We start from the raw sequence: 14,631 nt of genomic DNA, 5'->3' as shown, positions 1-14,631 counted from the left end.
GGAAAAATGGTTACAGAAAAACATTATTGGAAGTGCATCTATACTTGGATAAAGTATCAAAATTATCATGTTGTTCATCGTAATCAAGATAATAGTGAAATTTGGCTTGCAAATTCTAGAAAAAAGCAAGTTGCTATTTTTAAGTTTGGAGCAAATTCAACTCAAGATGTCAGATTTGTTAAAAGTAAAATACAAGATCATCAAGAAAATATAAATGAATTTTTAAATTTTACACCGAGTGCGTGTGAATTATTTATTTTCACTGATAAAATGTTTACAGATGAAAATTTAAATGAATCGCATCCAGCAAGATTCAAAGTCAAAATAATTAGAGAAGAACAACAACTTGAAAGTATAATGCCAAACATATTTATAAAGCAAATGTTTACGCGTGATACTAAACATACGAAATCTTATTATAAACAACGTGCTTTAAATACAAACCCAATAGAAAAGCATATGATTAAATTTGCACCTGTTACTTATGCTTTAATATTTATTAACGTTATCATTTGGCTATCCATGGTATTATTCTTGAATCGTTTTTCAGATTTAAAATTATTAGATGTTGGTGGTTTAGTTCATTTTAATGTAGTGCATGGTGAATGGTACCGCTTAATTAGTTCACTTTTTTTACATTACAATTTTGAACACATTTTAATGAACATGCTAAGCTTATTTATATTCGGTAAAATTGTAGAATCAATTGTAGGACATTGGCGCATGCTCTTAATTTACTTTGTGGCCGGGTTGTATGGTAATTTTGCATCATTATCGTTTAATACCGACACTGTATCGGTAGGTGCTAGCGGTGCAATTTTCGGTTTAATAGGTGCAATTTTCACATTTATGTATATAGGTAAACAGTTTAATCGAAAATTAATTGGGCAATTGCTAATTGTCTTAGTAATTATGATTGGATTATCTTTATTGATGGATAATATAAATATAGTTGCCCATATTGGTGGATTTATTGCTGGTTTACTAATCACATTGATTGGTTATTATTTCAAACAAAACAAAACTTGGTTTTGGATATTAGTCATATTAATGCTTGTATTATTTATTGCAGCTCAAGTTCGAATATATACAATTAAAGAAGATAATATTTACAATACAATTATTACTAAAGAGATGAAACAGGGTAATTATAGTGAAGCTAAAGATATGGTTCAACATACTATTGATAAGAAATATGCAGATGATGAAACATACTATTTAAAAGGATTAATTAACTCAACGCAAAATTCAAAAGCAGAAGGTATTGCGTCATGGGAACGAGGATTAAGATATTTTCCAAAATCAGCTCTTTTAAATTATCAATTAGCAGTTGTGAACAGATCGCTAGATAATAATGATAAAGCTAAAAAATATATTAAAGATGCTTTGAAATCTGATCCTTCTAATACAGATTATAAGAATTTATATAAAGAATTGAGCGATAATAGTGAATCAACAGATTAGTAATTTCTATGATGTGCAACAACTTTTAAAAAAGTTTGGTTTTATTGTATATTTTAAAGAGAAAAATGATATGTATGAAATGATGGAACAAGAGATTAAATCATTATTTAATTTCGGACTTATTTCAAATGATGAATATTTAAAATGTAGACTAATTATTAATCAAAGAAGGACGGGTAATAAATGAAAAGAATCATATTAGCTGCAGATATTGGTGGCACAACTTGTAAATTAGGGTGTTTTGATGAAACGTTAAATCAAATTGCAAAATGGTCAATTCATACTGATACTTCAGATTCAACCGGTTATCAATTACTGAAAAATATTTATGAAGCTTTTGTTGAATTTATTGATCAATCACAATATAAATTTTCAGATGTAGTAGGTATTGGTATAGGTGTACCTGGTCCAGTTAATTTTGAAACTGGAGAAGTAAACGGTGCTGTTAATTTATATTGGACAGAGACAGTAAATGTAAGAGAAATTTTCCAACAATTTGTAGATTGTCCAGTATATGTTGATAATGATGCAAATGTAGCAGCTTTAGGTGAAAAACATAAAGGTGCAGGTAATGGCTCGGATGATGTTGTTGCGATCACATTAGGTACAGGTCTTGGTGGTGGTATCATTTCTAATGGAGAAATCGTTCATGGTCACAATGGTTCTGGAGCTGAAATTGGTCATTTTCGAGTAGATCATGATCAACGATTTAAATGTAATTGTGGGAAATCAGGCTGTATTGAAACGGTTGCATCAGCAACAGGTGTGGTAAATTTAGTTAATTTTTATTATCCAAAATTAACCTTTAAATCTTCTATTTTACAACTGATAAAAGATAACAAGGTAACTGCAAAGGCAGTCTTTGATGCAGCAAAAGCTGGGGATCAGTTTTGTATTTTTATAACTGAACGTGTTGCGAACTATATTGCTTATTTATGCAGTATTATCAGTGTTACTAGTAACCCTAAATACATTGTATTGGGTGGTGGTATGTCTACAGCTGGATTAATCCTAATCGAAAATATTAAAACTGAATACCACAATTTAACATTCTCACCTGCACAACAAGATACAAAAATCGTACAAGCGCAATTAGGCAATGATGCAGGCATTACCGGTGCAGCAGGTTTGATTTATACGTATATTATTGAAAAGGAAGGAGTTAAATAATGGCTATCGTTGATGTAGTGGTTATTCCAGTTGGAACTGAAGGACCAAGTGTAAGTAAATATATTGCTGAAATTCAAACAAAATTGAATGAATTTAAGTCACAGGGTAAAATTGATTATCAATTGACACCAATGAATACACTAATAGAAGGAGATTTAAAAGACTTATTTGAAGTCATACAAGAAATTCACGAACTACCGTTCAACAAAGGTTTAGATCGTGTTTGCACAAATATCAGAATAGACGATAGACGAGATAAATCTCGCAAAATGAATGAGAAACTAGATTCTGTTCAAAAACACCTAGATAATGGAGGAAACAATTCATGAAAATCTCCAGTTTAACATTAGGATTAGTTGATACAAACGCTTATTTTATTGAAAATGATAACCATGTCATACTAGTTGACCCCGCAAGTGATAGTGATTTAATAATAAAAAAACTGAATCAAATAAATAAACCTTTAACGGCCATATTACTGACGCACGCACATTTCGATCATATTGGAGCATTAGACGATATAGTTGCTAAATATAACGTTCCGGTATATATGCATAAGGCAGAATTTGATTTCTTAACTAATACAGAGAAAAATGGGTCAGAGAAATTTAAACAATACGGTATGCCTCAAATAACTAGTCAAATCACACCACTAGCTATGGATGAAGGCGAAGCAAATGTAGGTGATTTTCATTTTAAAGTACTGCACACACCTGGGCATTCTCCAGGTAGCTTGAGTTTTGTTTTTAATGAATTTGCAGTGGTAGGTGACACATTATTTAATCAAGGAATTGGAAGAACTGATTTATATAAAGGCGATTACGAAACACTTGTAGATTCTATATTAGATAAGTTATTTCAATTAGATTCCGACCTTCCATTATTCCCAGGGCATGGACCTTATACAACAGTGGAAGACGAGCAACTAAATCCATATTTGCATGGCTAAATGAATTCTTTTAATAAAACTGCAACTAATTCAATAAATAGTAAAGTAATTTATCCACCCCTTTCGTGTATATTTGTAGGAGGTGGATTTTTTTGAAGTTATTGTTTAATAATCTGTTAAATAAGGCTTTAGAAAATAATGCAACTGATATTCATTTTATTCCAACAGAAGAAAGTATTTTGATTAAATTTAGGATACAGGATACTTTAACCCCATTTGAGACACTCCAGCGACATACCTATTCAAAATTGCTAACATACATGAAATATCAAGCCGGATTAGATGTCTCAAAACATAATTCAGCACAAAGTGGAAGATACATTTTTAAATTGAAACAAATATATTTTTTGAGAATATCGACACTACCATTATCATTAGGTATAGAAAGTTGCGTGATTAGAATCATTCCTCAATACTTTCAAACACGGAAGGTTACAAATAATACTAAAGATTTATTTAAACTTATGCATAAAAAACAAGGACTTATTTTATTTAGTGGTCCTACTGGTTCTGGGAAAAGTACGCTCATGTATCAAATGGTAATTTATGCTAAAGAGTGTTTAGATTTAAATATTATAACTGTTGAAGACCCCGTGGAACAACTTGTATCTGGTATTACCCAAGTTACTATAAACGAAAAAGCAGGCATCACATATGCTAATTCATTCAAAGCAATATTAAGATGTGACCCTGATATCATATTAATTGGTGAAATCAGAGATGCAGTAATTGCTAAATATGTAGTTCAAGCAAGTTTAAGTGGACATCTTGTATTAACTACAATTCATGCTAATAATTGTAAAGGCGCATTATTAAGATTAATTGAAATGGGAGTGACAAATCAGGAGTTAAATCAATCATTACTGAGTGTTTTGAACCAAAGATTAATAACTACTTATCAAAAAGATAGAAAGCTAATTTACGAACAACTAACTCGTAAGCAAATAAATTACTTTTTCGAAAATAATTTAATGATGCCAGAATCATTTCACAATTTAAGCTATAAGTTAAATCAAATGACTAAAGAGGGGATAATTTGTGAAGAAACAATGGATAAATATCTTTAGGGTAAAAAAACATACTATAATAAGCGATAAACATAAATTGACATTACTCGCTAAATTGAAAGATTTACTAGAGCATGGTTATACCTTGTCTGAGTCATTTGATTTTTTATTACAGCGTACACACCTGAATGATTCAGATATTAAAATACAAATTAAAAACGATTTAAAAAATGGTGCTAATTGTGCGCATATACTTAAACTATTAAAATATCCCAAAGCGATTGTTACATTAATTTATTTTGCAGAATTATTTAGTGATTTATCAATTACGTTACCACATGCACATGAATATCTTTTGAAAAATTATAATGCCAAGCGTCAATTCCTCAAAACAATTCAATATCCCGCACTTTTACTCATTATATTTATGAGCATGTTAGTAACTATAAATCATACTATTATTCCTGAATTTCAAAGTTTATATCAAAATTTGGATGTTAATGTTTCACCAATACAATTTTATTTATCCTCTTTTATTATGAAACTCCCACAAATGCTGATTTACCTCTTGATATGTATATTTATTATTTTTCTAATAATCTTTCTTAGTTATAAAAGACTTTCAATAGAAAATAAGCTGAATTTCATTTTGCACATACCTTTGATGTCGAAATTTTACAGACTCTATAAAACATTTCAAATTTCCTCAGAATTGAGTTTATTTTATAAAAACGGAATTAATTTACAGCAAATTGTAGAAATTTATGGTGGTCAATCTGACGATGAATATTTAAGTTACCTTGCTAATAAAATAGCACTTGGTAGTACCAATGGACTTAAATTAAGTGAAATTCTAAAGATGGTACCTTGTTTTGATAAGTCATTATCAGTTTTCATCGAAGAAGGTGAAAAAAAGGGCAGACTAGAGGTTGAAATGAAATTATATAGTGAATTAATAATCGAACAAATAGAGCAATTATTACAATTAATCATAAGATTTATACAACCTTTTGTTTTCTTTCTCATTGCAATTTTAATTGTATCTTTATATTTAGTAATTATGTTACCTATGTTTGATCTAATGCAAACTATTAAATAAACAAAAAAGGATTGAAAAAATGAATCGAATGAACCGGTTAAAAAACAAATTAAATAAAGAAGCTTTTACATTAATAGAAATGTTATTAGTACTGCTAATAATTAGTCTATTATTAATTCTAATAATTCCAAATATCGCCAAGCAATCTTCGCATATACAAAATACAGGATGTGACGCACAACTTAAAATGATTGATAGCCAAATCGAAGCATATTCGCTAAAATTTAATAAAAAACCTAATTCAATCGACGATCTTATCACTGAAGGCTATATTAAAGAAAATCAAAAACAATGTAAATCAGGCGCTACAATAACTATAAACAATGGTGAAGCAGTTGCAAATTAAATCAGCATTCACTTATTTAGAAATGCTACTAGTATTATCTATAATTGTTATCATTTTATTTATTCAGCTTAATTTAACTCCACTTTATTTAATTAAATCTAATTCAGAACAACATCAAATAAAACATTTAATTACACAATTTGAATATTTAAAATCAAAAGCAATCAAAGATCAACAATCAATTGCATTAGTATTTAATGATTTTTCTAACAAAATTATTGTTAATGAACAATACCTCAAAAATAATCCTCTAATATTACCTCAAAATAGCTATATACTTCCACATACAAATATTACAATGATTACTTTCGATAAGAGCGGAAATGTTAACAAATTCGGCAGTTTATATATAAAATTAAATGAAACTAAATACAAAATCATTTTCCATATTGAAAAGGGACGAATTCGTTATGAAAAAGTTTAATATATCTGCTTCATTATTATTAGATGCTATATTCTCGTTTTCAATGATTATTACTATATGTATTTTATTTCTACCAATGCTTATACAATTAAATAATTCAAAGCAAGATAAAATACAAGAAATTGAACAGAAAAAAATTATTGTAAACACTTTATATCATTATCAAAATTCACAACTTAGAAAAGGTATTAATATTGAAAACTACTTTATCAAACGAAACAATATCAAAATTTGCATAACTAAATTGGGTGAAAAAAATGAACGTTGTTATAAAAAATAAATATCATGCTTTTACATATTTAGAAACACTATTCACATTATTTTTAATTACAATTATTTTTTCGATTTTACCCTCACTTATAAAAACAGTTAGTATCATAAACAATCAAGTACTAAACGATTCTGATATTGAATTGGCATTTTTCTCTAGAGATTTTACCCAAGATTTAATTGACGATAATGCAACAATATTATTAAAAGAAAGTAATGAGCACCAAATTTCAATTAAAAATACTCATAAAGTTCTCTCTTATGAGTTTAAAAACAATAAAATAATAAAAACCGTTAATGGTAGGGGCAATATTACTGTATTAAACAATGTAATAATGGTCCACTTTAAAATTGTTAATAATAAATCAGTTGTGCTTAATTTAAAAAAAGTGGAAAAAGGACAAATTTATGTTAAAAAAATTATTTATTAATCCTTCAGCCTATATCTCACCTTTTGTTATGTTTTTATTTATGCTATATTTATCATTAATTACACTGCATTCGATACAACTCGTGTTAGAATTAAAAACATTAACTAATATTGAGTCATATTATGATTCGCAAATATCTCATATTATGAAAAAGGACGACGGTTATGAGAAAAAATAATATAGAACCACTAATTTTTATAGGATTCATGGGAACAGGTAAAACTACGCTAGGTAAGTATATTTCGCAAAATAATCACCTTAGTTATATTGATTTGGATGAACATATTGCGACTTGTGAAAATAGAACGATACCTCAGATATTTGAAAGTGTAGGAGAAGAAGGATTCAGAAAATTAGAATTTAAATACCTTCAAACTTGTCTAAAGCAATACGACATCATTTCAACTGGTGGTGGTATTATTGAAGGAGAGAGTGCATTCCAATATTTAAAATCACAACAAAATGTTATTTGGCTTGATTGTGATTTAAATATAATTTTCAATAGAATAAGAAATGATAAAAATAGACCAAATGCTAATAATAAAACATTTATGGAATTAAAAAACTTGTATTTATCTAGGGTTTCAAGATATAATGAAATCGCATTCATAAAAGTGAATAGTAATGAATCTCTGCCTATTTTAGAAAATAAAATTATGGAAGAGGTAGTTTGCGAATGATCAGTATTAGAGAGAATGGTTAGTTATATTGAATATGACTTTAGTCCGTCGCCGAAGGTGCAAGTTTACACGAAACTCTCAGGCAAAAGGATAATACTGTGACGCATTCCTGGAATATTAAACAGGGTAGTTAAGTCTACTCTGTTTTTTTAATATATCATCAATAGGAGGTTTCTTATGTCTAGTGAACTTAAAAAAACACCACTCTATCAAACTTTTGTAGATAGTGGTGCTAAGATTGTTGAATTTGGTGGATGGGCAATGCCTGTTCAATTTACAAGTATTAAAGAAGAGCATAATGCAGTAAGAACTAATATTGGTTTGTTTGATGTAAGCCATATGGGAGAAATTATTATTCAAGGACCTGATGCTGCTAAGTTTGTTCAATATTTGCTCTCGAATGATACTGATAACTTAACAGCTACAAAAGCGCAATATACTGCATTATGCAATGAAAATGGTGGTATAATTGACGATTTAATAACATATAAATTGGATGAAAATGTTTTTCTATTAGTGGTGAATGCAGGAAATACTGAAAAAGACTTTGAATGGATGAGCACACAATCTAAAGATTTTAATGTCGAAGTATTAAATGTCTCAAGCGAATATGGACAATTAGCAGTACAAGGACCTAATGCTCGTGACTTAGTGCAAGAACATGTTGAAATCGATGTTTCAGAAATGCAACCATTTGAATTTAAACAAGATGTAACATTTTTCGGCAAAAATGTAATTCTATCTCAATCTGGTTATACTGGTGAAGATGGATTTGAAATTTACTGTAAAGCAGATGATGCACCGTATCTTTGGAATGAAATCCTTAAACATAATGTAGTGCCATGTGGATTAGGGGCAAGAGATACATTAAGACTGGAAGCTGGATTACCTTTACACGGTCAAGATTTAAGTGAAACAATCACTCCATATGAAGCAGGGATTGCATTCGCAGCCAAACCATTAATCGAGGCAGATTTCATTGGTAAAGCTGTTTTGAAAGATCAAAAAGAAAATGGTTCACCTCGTAGAACTGTTGGTTTGGAAATGATCGATAAAGGAATTCCAAGAACAGGTTACGAAGTATTTGATTTAGAGGGAAATCAAATTGGTGAGATTACATCTGGTACACAATCACCTTTATCTGGCAAATCAATTGGCTTGGCATTAATAAATCGAGATGCATTCGAAATGGGTAAAGAAGTTATTGTTCAAGTAAGAAAAAGACAAGTAAAAGCAAAAATTGTTAAGAAAAATCAAATTTCAAAATAACTTAAAGGGGTGTTACTGTGAGTCATCGTTATATTCCATTAACAGATCAAGATAAAAAAGAAATGTTAGAAACGATTGGAGCAAACTCAATAGGTGAATTATTTGGAGATGTTCCAAAAGATATTTTATTAAATAGAGAATTAGCTATTCCAGAGGGTGAATCAGAAACAACATTATCTAAACGTCTAAGTAGAATAGCAAGTAAGAACATTACAAAAGAAACACATAGTTCATTTTTAGGCGCAGGTGTCTATGATCATTATGCACCAGCAGTCGTTGATGCTATGATTTCACGTTCAGAGTTCTATACAGCTTATACACCATATCAACCAGAAATTTCACAAGGTGAGTTACAAGCAATTTTCGAGTTCCAGACTTTAATTTGTGAATTAACAGATATGGATATAGCCAATTCCTCTATGTATGATGGAATCACTAGCTTTGCTGAAGCATGTATTTTAGCATTTAACCAAACACGTAAAAACAAAATCGTAGTCTCTAAAGGTATGCACTATCAAGCTTTACAAGTCTTACACACTTACGTTAAGACGCGTGAAGAATTTGAAGTTGTTGAAGTTGATTTAGATGGTACAATTACAGATTTAGAAAAATTAGAAAATGCAATTGACGACGATACTGCAGCTGTTGCAGTTCAATACCCTAACTTTTACGGTTCAATTGAAGATTTAGAAAAAATTAATTCGTTTATTGAAGGTAAAAAAGCATTGTTTATTGTTTATGCTAATCCATTAGCATTAGGTTTATTAACACCACCAGGTAGTTTTGGTGCTGATATAGTTGTTGGAGATACACAACCTTTTGGTATACCAGCACAATTCGGCGGACCACATTGTGGTTTCTTTGCCACAACTAAAAAGTTAATGAGAAAAACACCAGGCAGATTAGTTGGTCAAACTGAGGATGCCGATGGAAATCGCGGTTTTGTATTAACTTTACAAGCACGTGAACAACACATTCGTCGCGATAAGGCGACATCTAACATTTGTTCTAACCAAGCATTAAATGCACTAGCATCATCCATTTGTATGTCAGCTTTAGGTAAACAAGGTATTTATGATATTTCTGTACAAAACTTTGAAAATGCAAACTATGCTAAGAAACAATTCAAGTCTGCAGGTTTTGAAGTTTCAAACGGTACGTCATTTAATGAATTTGTCGTTAAATTTGATAAACCTGTGAAAGATGTCAATGACGCACTAATTCAAGAGGGTATTATAGGCGGTTTTGACCTTAAAGAAGTATCAAAAGACTTTGAAAACCAAATGCTAGTAGCCGTTACAGAATTAAGAACTAAAGAAGAAATTGATACATTTGTTAAGAAAGCGGGTGAAATAAATGGCAGTAAGTAAATCTAGTCCATTAATATTCGAACGTTCAAAAAAAGGTAGATATGCATACTCATTACCAAAAAAAGAGATTGATAATGGTGCGGTAAATGAGCTATTAGATGACAAATTTATTAGGAAAAACAAAGCAGAATTGCCAGAAGTTGCTGAATTAGATTTAGTTCGCCATTATACTGAACTTTCAAATAAAAACTTTGGCGTTGATTCAGGTTTTTATCCGCTAGGTTCTTGTACTATGAAGTACAATCCAAAAATCAATGAAAAAATTGCTAGAATCCCAGGCTTTGCAGAATCTCATCCACTTCAAGATGAATCACAAGTACAAGGTTCTTTAGAAATTATTCATAGTTTACAAGAAGAATTAAAAGAAATTACTGGTATGGATGAAGTAACACTTCAACCTGCAGCTGGTGCACACGGAGAATGGACTGCATTGATGATTTTCAAAGCATACCATCAAAAAAATGGTGAAGGTCACCGTGATGAAGTCATTGTACCTGATTCAGCACACGGCACAAATCCAGCATCTGCAGCATTTGCTGGTTTTAAATCTGTTACTGTTAAATCGAATGAACGTGGCGAAGTCGATATTGAAGATTTAAAACGTGTAGTAAATGAAAATACAGCTGCAATCATGCTAACCAATCCAAATACATTAGGTATTTTCGAAAAAAATATAATGGAAATACGTAATATCGTACATGACGCTGGTGGTTTATTATATTATGATGGCGCTAATTTAAATGCAATTATGGATAAAGTTAGACCTGGTGATATGGGATTTGATGCTGTTCATCTTAATCTTCACAAGACATTTACAGGACCACATGGTGGTGGCGGACCAGGTTCAGGTCCAGTCGGCGTTAAAAAAGAATTGGCAAGTTTCTTACCAAAACCAATGGTCATAAAAGAAAACGATGTGTTTAAATACGACAACGATATTGAACATTCAATTGGTCGAGTTAAACCATTCTATGGAAACTTTGGTATATATTTAAGAGCGTATACTTACATCCGTACAATGGGGAACAAAGGATTAGAAGAAGTATCAGAAGCTGCGGTCTTAAATGCTAATTACATTAAAGCGCGCTTAAAAGATCATTTTGAAATTCCATATCCACAGTATTGTAAACATGAATTTGTTTTAAGCGGTTCAAAACAAAAAGAACATGGCGTTAGAACATTAGATATGGCTAAACGCTTGTTAGATTTTGGCGTTCATCCACCTACAATTTATTTCCCATTAAACGTAGAAGAAGGGATGATGATTGAACCAACTGAAACAGAATCTAAAGAAACGTTAGATTATTTCTGTGATACAATGATAAATATTGCAAATGAAGCAAAAGAGAATCCAGATAAAGTGTTAGAAGCACCACATACTACAATTATAGATCGTCTAGATGAAACGAAAGCCGCTAGACAGCCAATATTGAAATTTGAGGACTTACGTTCCGAAAAGCAATAATACTAATTATAGTAAATTTCTTTACAAAAAAGGAGAGTTGGACATATTTTATGTCTCAACTCTCCTTTTTTAATAATACATATTTGTATAGACTTAATGATAGTTATAATGTCTGTTTATTAGATATTTTTCGACTAACTTTCTTAGTTATAATAATTAAAAAAGAGACTAAATAGTTTATCTAGTCTCTAGCACAAATTATTTTGTTATATGGAGCTTTAAAACAATTCTAACTTTAAATCATACATATTTTGCTAGCAAGACGTATTACTTTTTAGACTTGATTTTTCCAGTCCATTTTTTGTATCCGCCTTTTAGCATGTATATATCTGTATAGCCATTTTTCTTCAAGGTCCTAGCAGCACGATAGCTTGCTATACCATTTGCATCACAAAGATAGATTGGTTGGTCTGTTCGTAACCCTTGATATCTTTGCTTGAACATTGTAATAGGTATATTACGCGCACCATTAATATGTCCATAATCGTAATCCACTTTTTCTCTTACATCAATAACTTGAGCTTTGCGCAAACCATTATGAAATTCATTTTGGTTTAATTCTGTGACTGCTCTTTTATTAAGAAGATAATTAATTAGCATATAAGCAATAATAATTATTAAAACTGCTAATGCTAAAAACCAAAAGTTACTCATCTTGCATCCTCCCTAATTAACCGATATTATATATTATAAGACTGTTAGCTCAATTTATCAAAATTTTTTTATTAAAATAACGTTGCGCTGACAAACTAATACAATTATTGAAAACGATAACATAGTTTCTAAGTTATCACAATTTTAATTTAGCGATTGGAGTTTTGAAAGTGACAGAAAGATGGAATTTTATAAATACAGGTAGTAAAGATCCATATTATAATATGGCATTTGATGAAGCTTTACTGAATTTTGTTGCTAGAGGTGAAATAGATCCTGTCATCAGATTTTATACGTGGGATCCTGCAACATTGTCTATAGGATACTTTCAAAGATTGACTAAAGAAATAGATATAGCCAAAGTGAAAGAAAAAGATTATGGTTTAGTACGGCGCCAAACTGGCGGTAGAGGTGTCTTACACGACAAAGAGCTCACATATAGTGTTATTGTACCTGAATCACATCCTAACATGCCTTCTACTGTTACTGAAGCATACAGAGTAATCTCTGAAGGTTTGTTAGAAGGTTTTAAATATTTAGGATTTGATGCATCATTTGCTATCCCTCGATCTAAAGAAGAAAGAGAGAAACTTAAACAACCACGTAGTTCAGTTTGCTTCGATGCACCAAGTTGGTATGAATTAGTAGTAGAAGGTCGCAAAATTGCAGGTAGTGCACAAGTTCGTCAAAAAGGAGTCATCCTACAACATGGTTCATTGTTACAAGATGTAGATATTGATGATTTATTCGATATGTTTATTTTTAAAAATGAAAGACTGAAAGATAAAATGAAACAAGCGTTCGTAGAAAAAGCAGTTGCAATTAACGATATATCTAATCGCCATATTACAATCGAAGAAATGGAAGAAGCATTTGAAATTGGTTTTAAAAAAGGGTTAAATATCGACTTCAAGCCTTTAGAATTAACTGAACAACAACAACAAGAAGTGCTAGAATTAGTCGAAAAATATAAATCAGATGAATGGAATTATCGTAAATAAAATTCTATAAAAATACCATTACTTTACTAAAAAGGTGCAGACATTTTTTCAAATAATGTCTGCACCTTTTTATATTTTTACTATTTACGCTTTCTATTTTGACGTTTATATTTACGTTGCGCACGTTTATATTTACGTTGCGCACGTTTATATTTACGTTGATCTTCAGTAAGGAAAAAGAAATAATAGATTGCATAAATGATACCTGCAAAGATTATAAAACTGATTGCCATTCTGACAAAACTAAATATAAATGCATCTAGGTTTAGTACTAAGCCTATGATAGCTATCAAGATGACGAAATAAAATAAAACTTGCTTCACTTTAAAACACTCCCATGCGATTACTTACTTTGATTATTGTTTATGCTGATTGTTGACAATGCATTTTGTCCTTTTTGTATTTTTTTCTTGTTTTTGGAGGAATAACCTTCTCGAATATCACGCATTGCAGAACTTAAATCTTTATTTAACTTGGTGATATTTTTGTTCTTTTCTTGATCGTCATCACTCATTTTAGCCTTGTCGATGTCATTTTTATATGTAGTAAATGCTGTGTCTACATCATTGGTAATGTTAGTTAATTTTTCTTGAGTTTTCTTATTACCTTTATTTTTTGTGACGGTACTTTCAATACCATTATAGGCATCTATGGCTTTAGCAATGTCTTGATAGTATTTAGACGAAGCTTTTAAATTGCTTACTTTCTTTTTATTATTTTTCGCCTTACCAATATTTTTTTTGTCTTTTTCTAAAGCAGCAATATTATTTTTCTCTTTACTAATACCCTGTTTCAAATCTTGTATATTACTCTTTAATTTATGATTCTCATCTCGGAGATGCGTCGTCTTTTCTTCTAAGGGTCCTAAGTTTTGACTTCCACATCCAGCAAGTAAACACGAAGCACCTAAAATAACCAGAAATTTTTTCTTCATTTAATATCTCCTAATTCAAAAACTATAAATTTATACAATAATTATGCTATCATTTTAATGTATAAATTGAAAATGCACAAATTAATCGCATGGGAGGA

At 30.4% G+C, this 14,631-nt stretch carries 19 protein-coding genes and 1 riboswitch; of the genes, 16 read left to right on the top strand and 3 right to left on the bottom strand.

What is annotated here, in order from left to right:
- Positions 1-6 precede the first annotated feature (6 nt).
- The 15 genes from BJS11_RS00185 to gcvPB all read left to right on the top strand — a co-directional run bounded on the left by BJS11_RS00185 (position 7) and on the right by gcvPB (position 11,944).
- Positions 7-1,464 carry a rhomboid family protein gene (locus BJS11_RS00185; RefSeq protein WP_069995982.1) on the top strand — a complete coding sequence of 486 codons (1,458 nt, stop codon included), beginning with the start codon at positions 7-9 and terminating at the stop codon, positions 1,462-1,464.
- Positions 1,448-1,651 carry a YqgQ family protein gene (locus BJS11_RS00180; RefSeq protein WP_069995983.1) on the top strand — a complete coding sequence of 68 codons (204 nt, stop codon included), beginning with the start codon at positions 1,448-1,450 and terminating at the stop codon, positions 1,649-1,651. The genes BJS11_RS00185 and BJS11_RS00180 overlap by 17 nt, the downstream gene beginning before the upstream one ends.
- A complete protein-coding gene (locus tag BJS11_RS00175) occupies positions 1,648-2,634 on the top strand; it encodes a glucokinase (protein WP_069995984.1) in 987 nt (328 codons plus the stop codon). The genes BJS11_RS00180 and BJS11_RS00175 overlap by 4 nt, the downstream gene beginning before the upstream one ends.
- Positions 2,634-2,963 (top strand): MTH1187 family thiamine-binding protein, encoded by a 330-nt coding sequence (locus BJS11_RS00170; protein ID WP_069995985.1) that lies wholly within the window; start codon positions 2,634-2,636, stop codon positions 2,961-2,963. The genes BJS11_RS00175 and BJS11_RS00170 overlap by 1 nt, the downstream gene beginning before the upstream one ends.
- Positions 2,960-3,583: an MBL fold metallo-hydrolase gene (locus tag BJS11_RS00165; protein WP_069995986.1), complete on the top strand. Its 624-nt coding sequence runs from the start codon at positions 2,960-2,962 to the stop codon at positions 3,581-3,583. Before BJS11_RS00170 ends, BJS11_RS00165 begins: the two co-directional genes overlap by 4 nt.
- Before the next feature lie 92 nt (positions 3,584-3,675).
- Positions 3,676-4,650, top strand: coding sequence for a competence type IV pilus ATPase ComGA (comGA, locus tag BJS11_RS00160; RefSeq protein ID WP_069995987.1), 975 nt, complete (start codon positions 3,676-3,678; stop codon positions 4,648-4,650).
- Positions 4,622-5,689 (top strand): competence type IV pilus assembly protein ComGB, encoded by a 1,068-nt coding sequence (comGB, locus tag BJS11_RS00155; RefSeq protein ID WP_069995988.1) that lies wholly within the window; start codon positions 4,622-4,624, stop codon positions 5,687-5,689. The genes comGA and comGB overlap by 29 nt, the downstream gene beginning before the upstream one ends.
- Positions 5,690-5,717: 28 nt before the next feature.
- Positions 5,718-6,035 (top strand): competence type IV pilus major pilin ComGC, encoded by a 318-nt coding sequence (gene comGC, locus BJS11_RS00150; protein ID WP_069996020.1) that lies wholly within the window; start codon positions 5,718-5,720, stop codon positions 6,033-6,035.
- Positions 6,016-6,459 (top strand): competence type IV pilus minor pilin ComGD, encoded by a 444-nt coding sequence (gene comGD / locus BJS11_RS00145; protein ID WP_245167039.1) that lies wholly within the window; start codon positions 6,016-6,018, stop codon positions 6,457-6,459. Before comGC ends, comGD begins: the two co-directional genes overlap by 20 nt.
- On the top strand, positions 6,446-6,739 hold the full coding sequence (locus BJS11_RS00140; protein ID WP_069995990.1) for a hypothetical protein: 294 nt from the start codon (positions 6,446-6,448) through the stop codon (positions 6,737-6,739). The genes comGD and BJS11_RS00140 overlap by 14 nt, the downstream gene beginning before the upstream one ends.
- On the top strand, positions 6,717-7,160 hold the full coding sequence (locus BJS11_RS00135) for a competence type IV pilus minor pilin ComGF (RefSeq protein WP_069995991.1): 444 nt from the start codon (positions 6,717-6,719) through the stop codon (positions 7,158-7,160). Before BJS11_RS00140 ends, BJS11_RS00135 begins: the two co-directional genes overlap by 23 nt.
- A 164-nt stretch (positions 7,161-7,324) precedes the next feature.
- Positions 7,325-7,840 (top strand): shikimate kinase, encoded by a 516-nt coding sequence (locus BJS11_RS00125; RefSeq protein ID WP_069995993.1) that lies wholly within the window; start codon positions 7,325-7,327, stop codon positions 7,838-7,840.
- Positions 7,837-7,944, top strand: a riboswitch (glycine riboswitch). Its footprint overlaps the gene before it by 4 nt.
- Positions 7,945-8,017: 73 nt before the next feature.
- Positions 8,018-9,109: a glycine cleavage system aminomethyltransferase GcvT gene (gcvT, locus tag BJS11_RS00120; protein WP_069995994.1), complete on the top strand. Its 1,092-nt coding sequence runs from the start codon at positions 8,018-8,020 to the stop codon at positions 9,107-9,109.
- A gap of 17 nt (positions 9,110-9,126) precedes the next feature.
- A complete protein-coding gene (gene gcvPA / locus BJS11_RS00115) occupies positions 9,127-10,479 on the top strand; it encodes an aminomethyl-transferring glycine dehydrogenase subunit GcvPA (RefSeq protein ID WP_069995995.1) in 1,353 nt (450 codons plus the stop codon).
- Positions 10,466-11,944 (top strand): aminomethyl-transferring glycine dehydrogenase subunit GcvPB, encoded by a 1,479-nt coding sequence (gcvPB, locus tag BJS11_RS00110; RefSeq protein WP_069995996.1) that lies wholly within the window; start codon positions 10,466-10,468, stop codon positions 11,942-11,944. The genes gcvPA and gcvPB overlap by 14 nt, the downstream gene beginning before the upstream one ends.
- A gap of 267 nt (positions 11,945-12,211) precedes the next feature.
- Here gcvPB and BJS11_RS00105 read toward each other — a convergent pair whose 3' ends face one another.
- Positions 12,212-12,598 (bottom strand): rhodanese-like domain-containing protein, encoded by a 387-nt coding sequence (locus BJS11_RS00105; protein ID WP_069995997.1) that lies wholly within the window; start codon positions 12,596-12,598, stop codon positions 12,212-12,214.
- 170 nt (positions 12,599-12,768) lie between these two features.
- On the opposite strand from BJS11_RS00105, the gene lipM reads away from it, so the two are divergent.
- Positions 12,769-13,599: an octanoyltransferase LipM gene (gene lipM / locus BJS11_RS00100; protein WP_069995998.1), complete on the top strand. Its 831-nt coding sequence runs from the start codon at positions 12,769-12,771 to the stop codon at positions 13,597-13,599.
- 80 nt (positions 13,600-13,679) lie between these two features.
- On the opposite strand, the gene BJS11_RS00095 is transcribed toward lipM, so the two are convergent.
- Positions 13,680-13,922, bottom strand: a complete 243-nt coding sequence (locus BJS11_RS00095; protein ID WP_069995999.1) for an SA1362 family protein — start codon at positions 13,920-13,922, stop codon at positions 13,680-13,682.
- A gap of 20 nt (positions 13,923-13,942) precedes the next feature.
- A complete protein-coding gene (locus BJS11_RS00090) occupies positions 13,943-14,533 on the bottom strand; it encodes a hypothetical protein (protein ID WP_069996000.1) in 591 nt (196 codons plus the stop codon).
- Positions 14,534-14,631 lie beyond the last annotated feature (98 nt).

This window comes from Staphylococcus caeli, from assembly GCF_900097965.1.
Lineage (GTDB): Bacteria > Bacillota > Bacilli > Staphylococcales > Staphylococcaceae > Staphylococcus > Staphylococcus caeli.
This window is presented reverse-complemented; position numbering and strand designations above follow the sequence as displayed.

Coding starts and splice junctions, on each gene's coding strand:
- BJS11_RS00090 (WP_069996000.1), bottom strand. CDS start 14,533: ATGAAGAAAAAATTTCTGGTTATTTTAGGTGCTTCGTGTTTACTTGCT.
- BJS11_RS00140 (WP_069995990.1), top strand. CDS start 6,446: ATGAAAAAGTTTAATATATCTGCTTCATTATTATTAGATGCTATATTC.
- BJS11_RS00185 (WP_069995982.1), top strand. CDS start 7: ATGGTTACAGAAAAACATTATTGGAAGTGCATCTATACTTGGATAAAG.
- comGC (WP_069996020.1), top strand. CDS start 5,718: ATGAACCGGTTAAAAAACAAATTAAATAAAGAAGCTTTTACATTAATA.
- BJS11_RS00175 (WP_069995984.1), top strand. CDS start 1,648: ATGAAAAGAATCATATTAGCTGCAGATATTGGTGGCACAACTTGTAAA.
- BJS11_RS00135 (WP_069995991.1), top strand. CDS start 6,717: ATGAACGTTGTTATAAAAAATAAATATCATGCTTTTACATATTTAGAA.
- BJS11_RS00125 (WP_069995993.1), top strand. CDS start 7,325: ATGAGAAAAAATAATATAGAACCACTAATTTTTATAGGATTCATGGGA.
- BJS11_RS00105 (WP_069995997.1), bottom strand. CDS start 12,598: ATGAGTAACTTTTGGTTTTTAGCATTAGCAGTTTTAATAATTATTATT.
- BJS11_RS00165 (WP_069995986.1), top strand. CDS start 2,960: ATGAAAATCTCCAGTTTAACATTAGGATTAGTTGATACAAACGCTTAT.
- gcvT (WP_069995994.1), top strand. CDS start 8,018: ATGTCTAGTGAACTTAAAAAAACACCACTCTATCAAACTTTTGTAGAT.
- gcvPB (WP_069995996.1), top strand. CDS start 10,466: ATGGCAGTAAGTAAATCTAGTCCATTAATATTCGAACGTTCAAAAAAA.
- BJS11_RS00170 (WP_069995985.1), top strand. CDS start 2,634: ATGGCTATCGTTGATGTAGTGGTTATTCCAGTTGGAACTGAAGGACCA.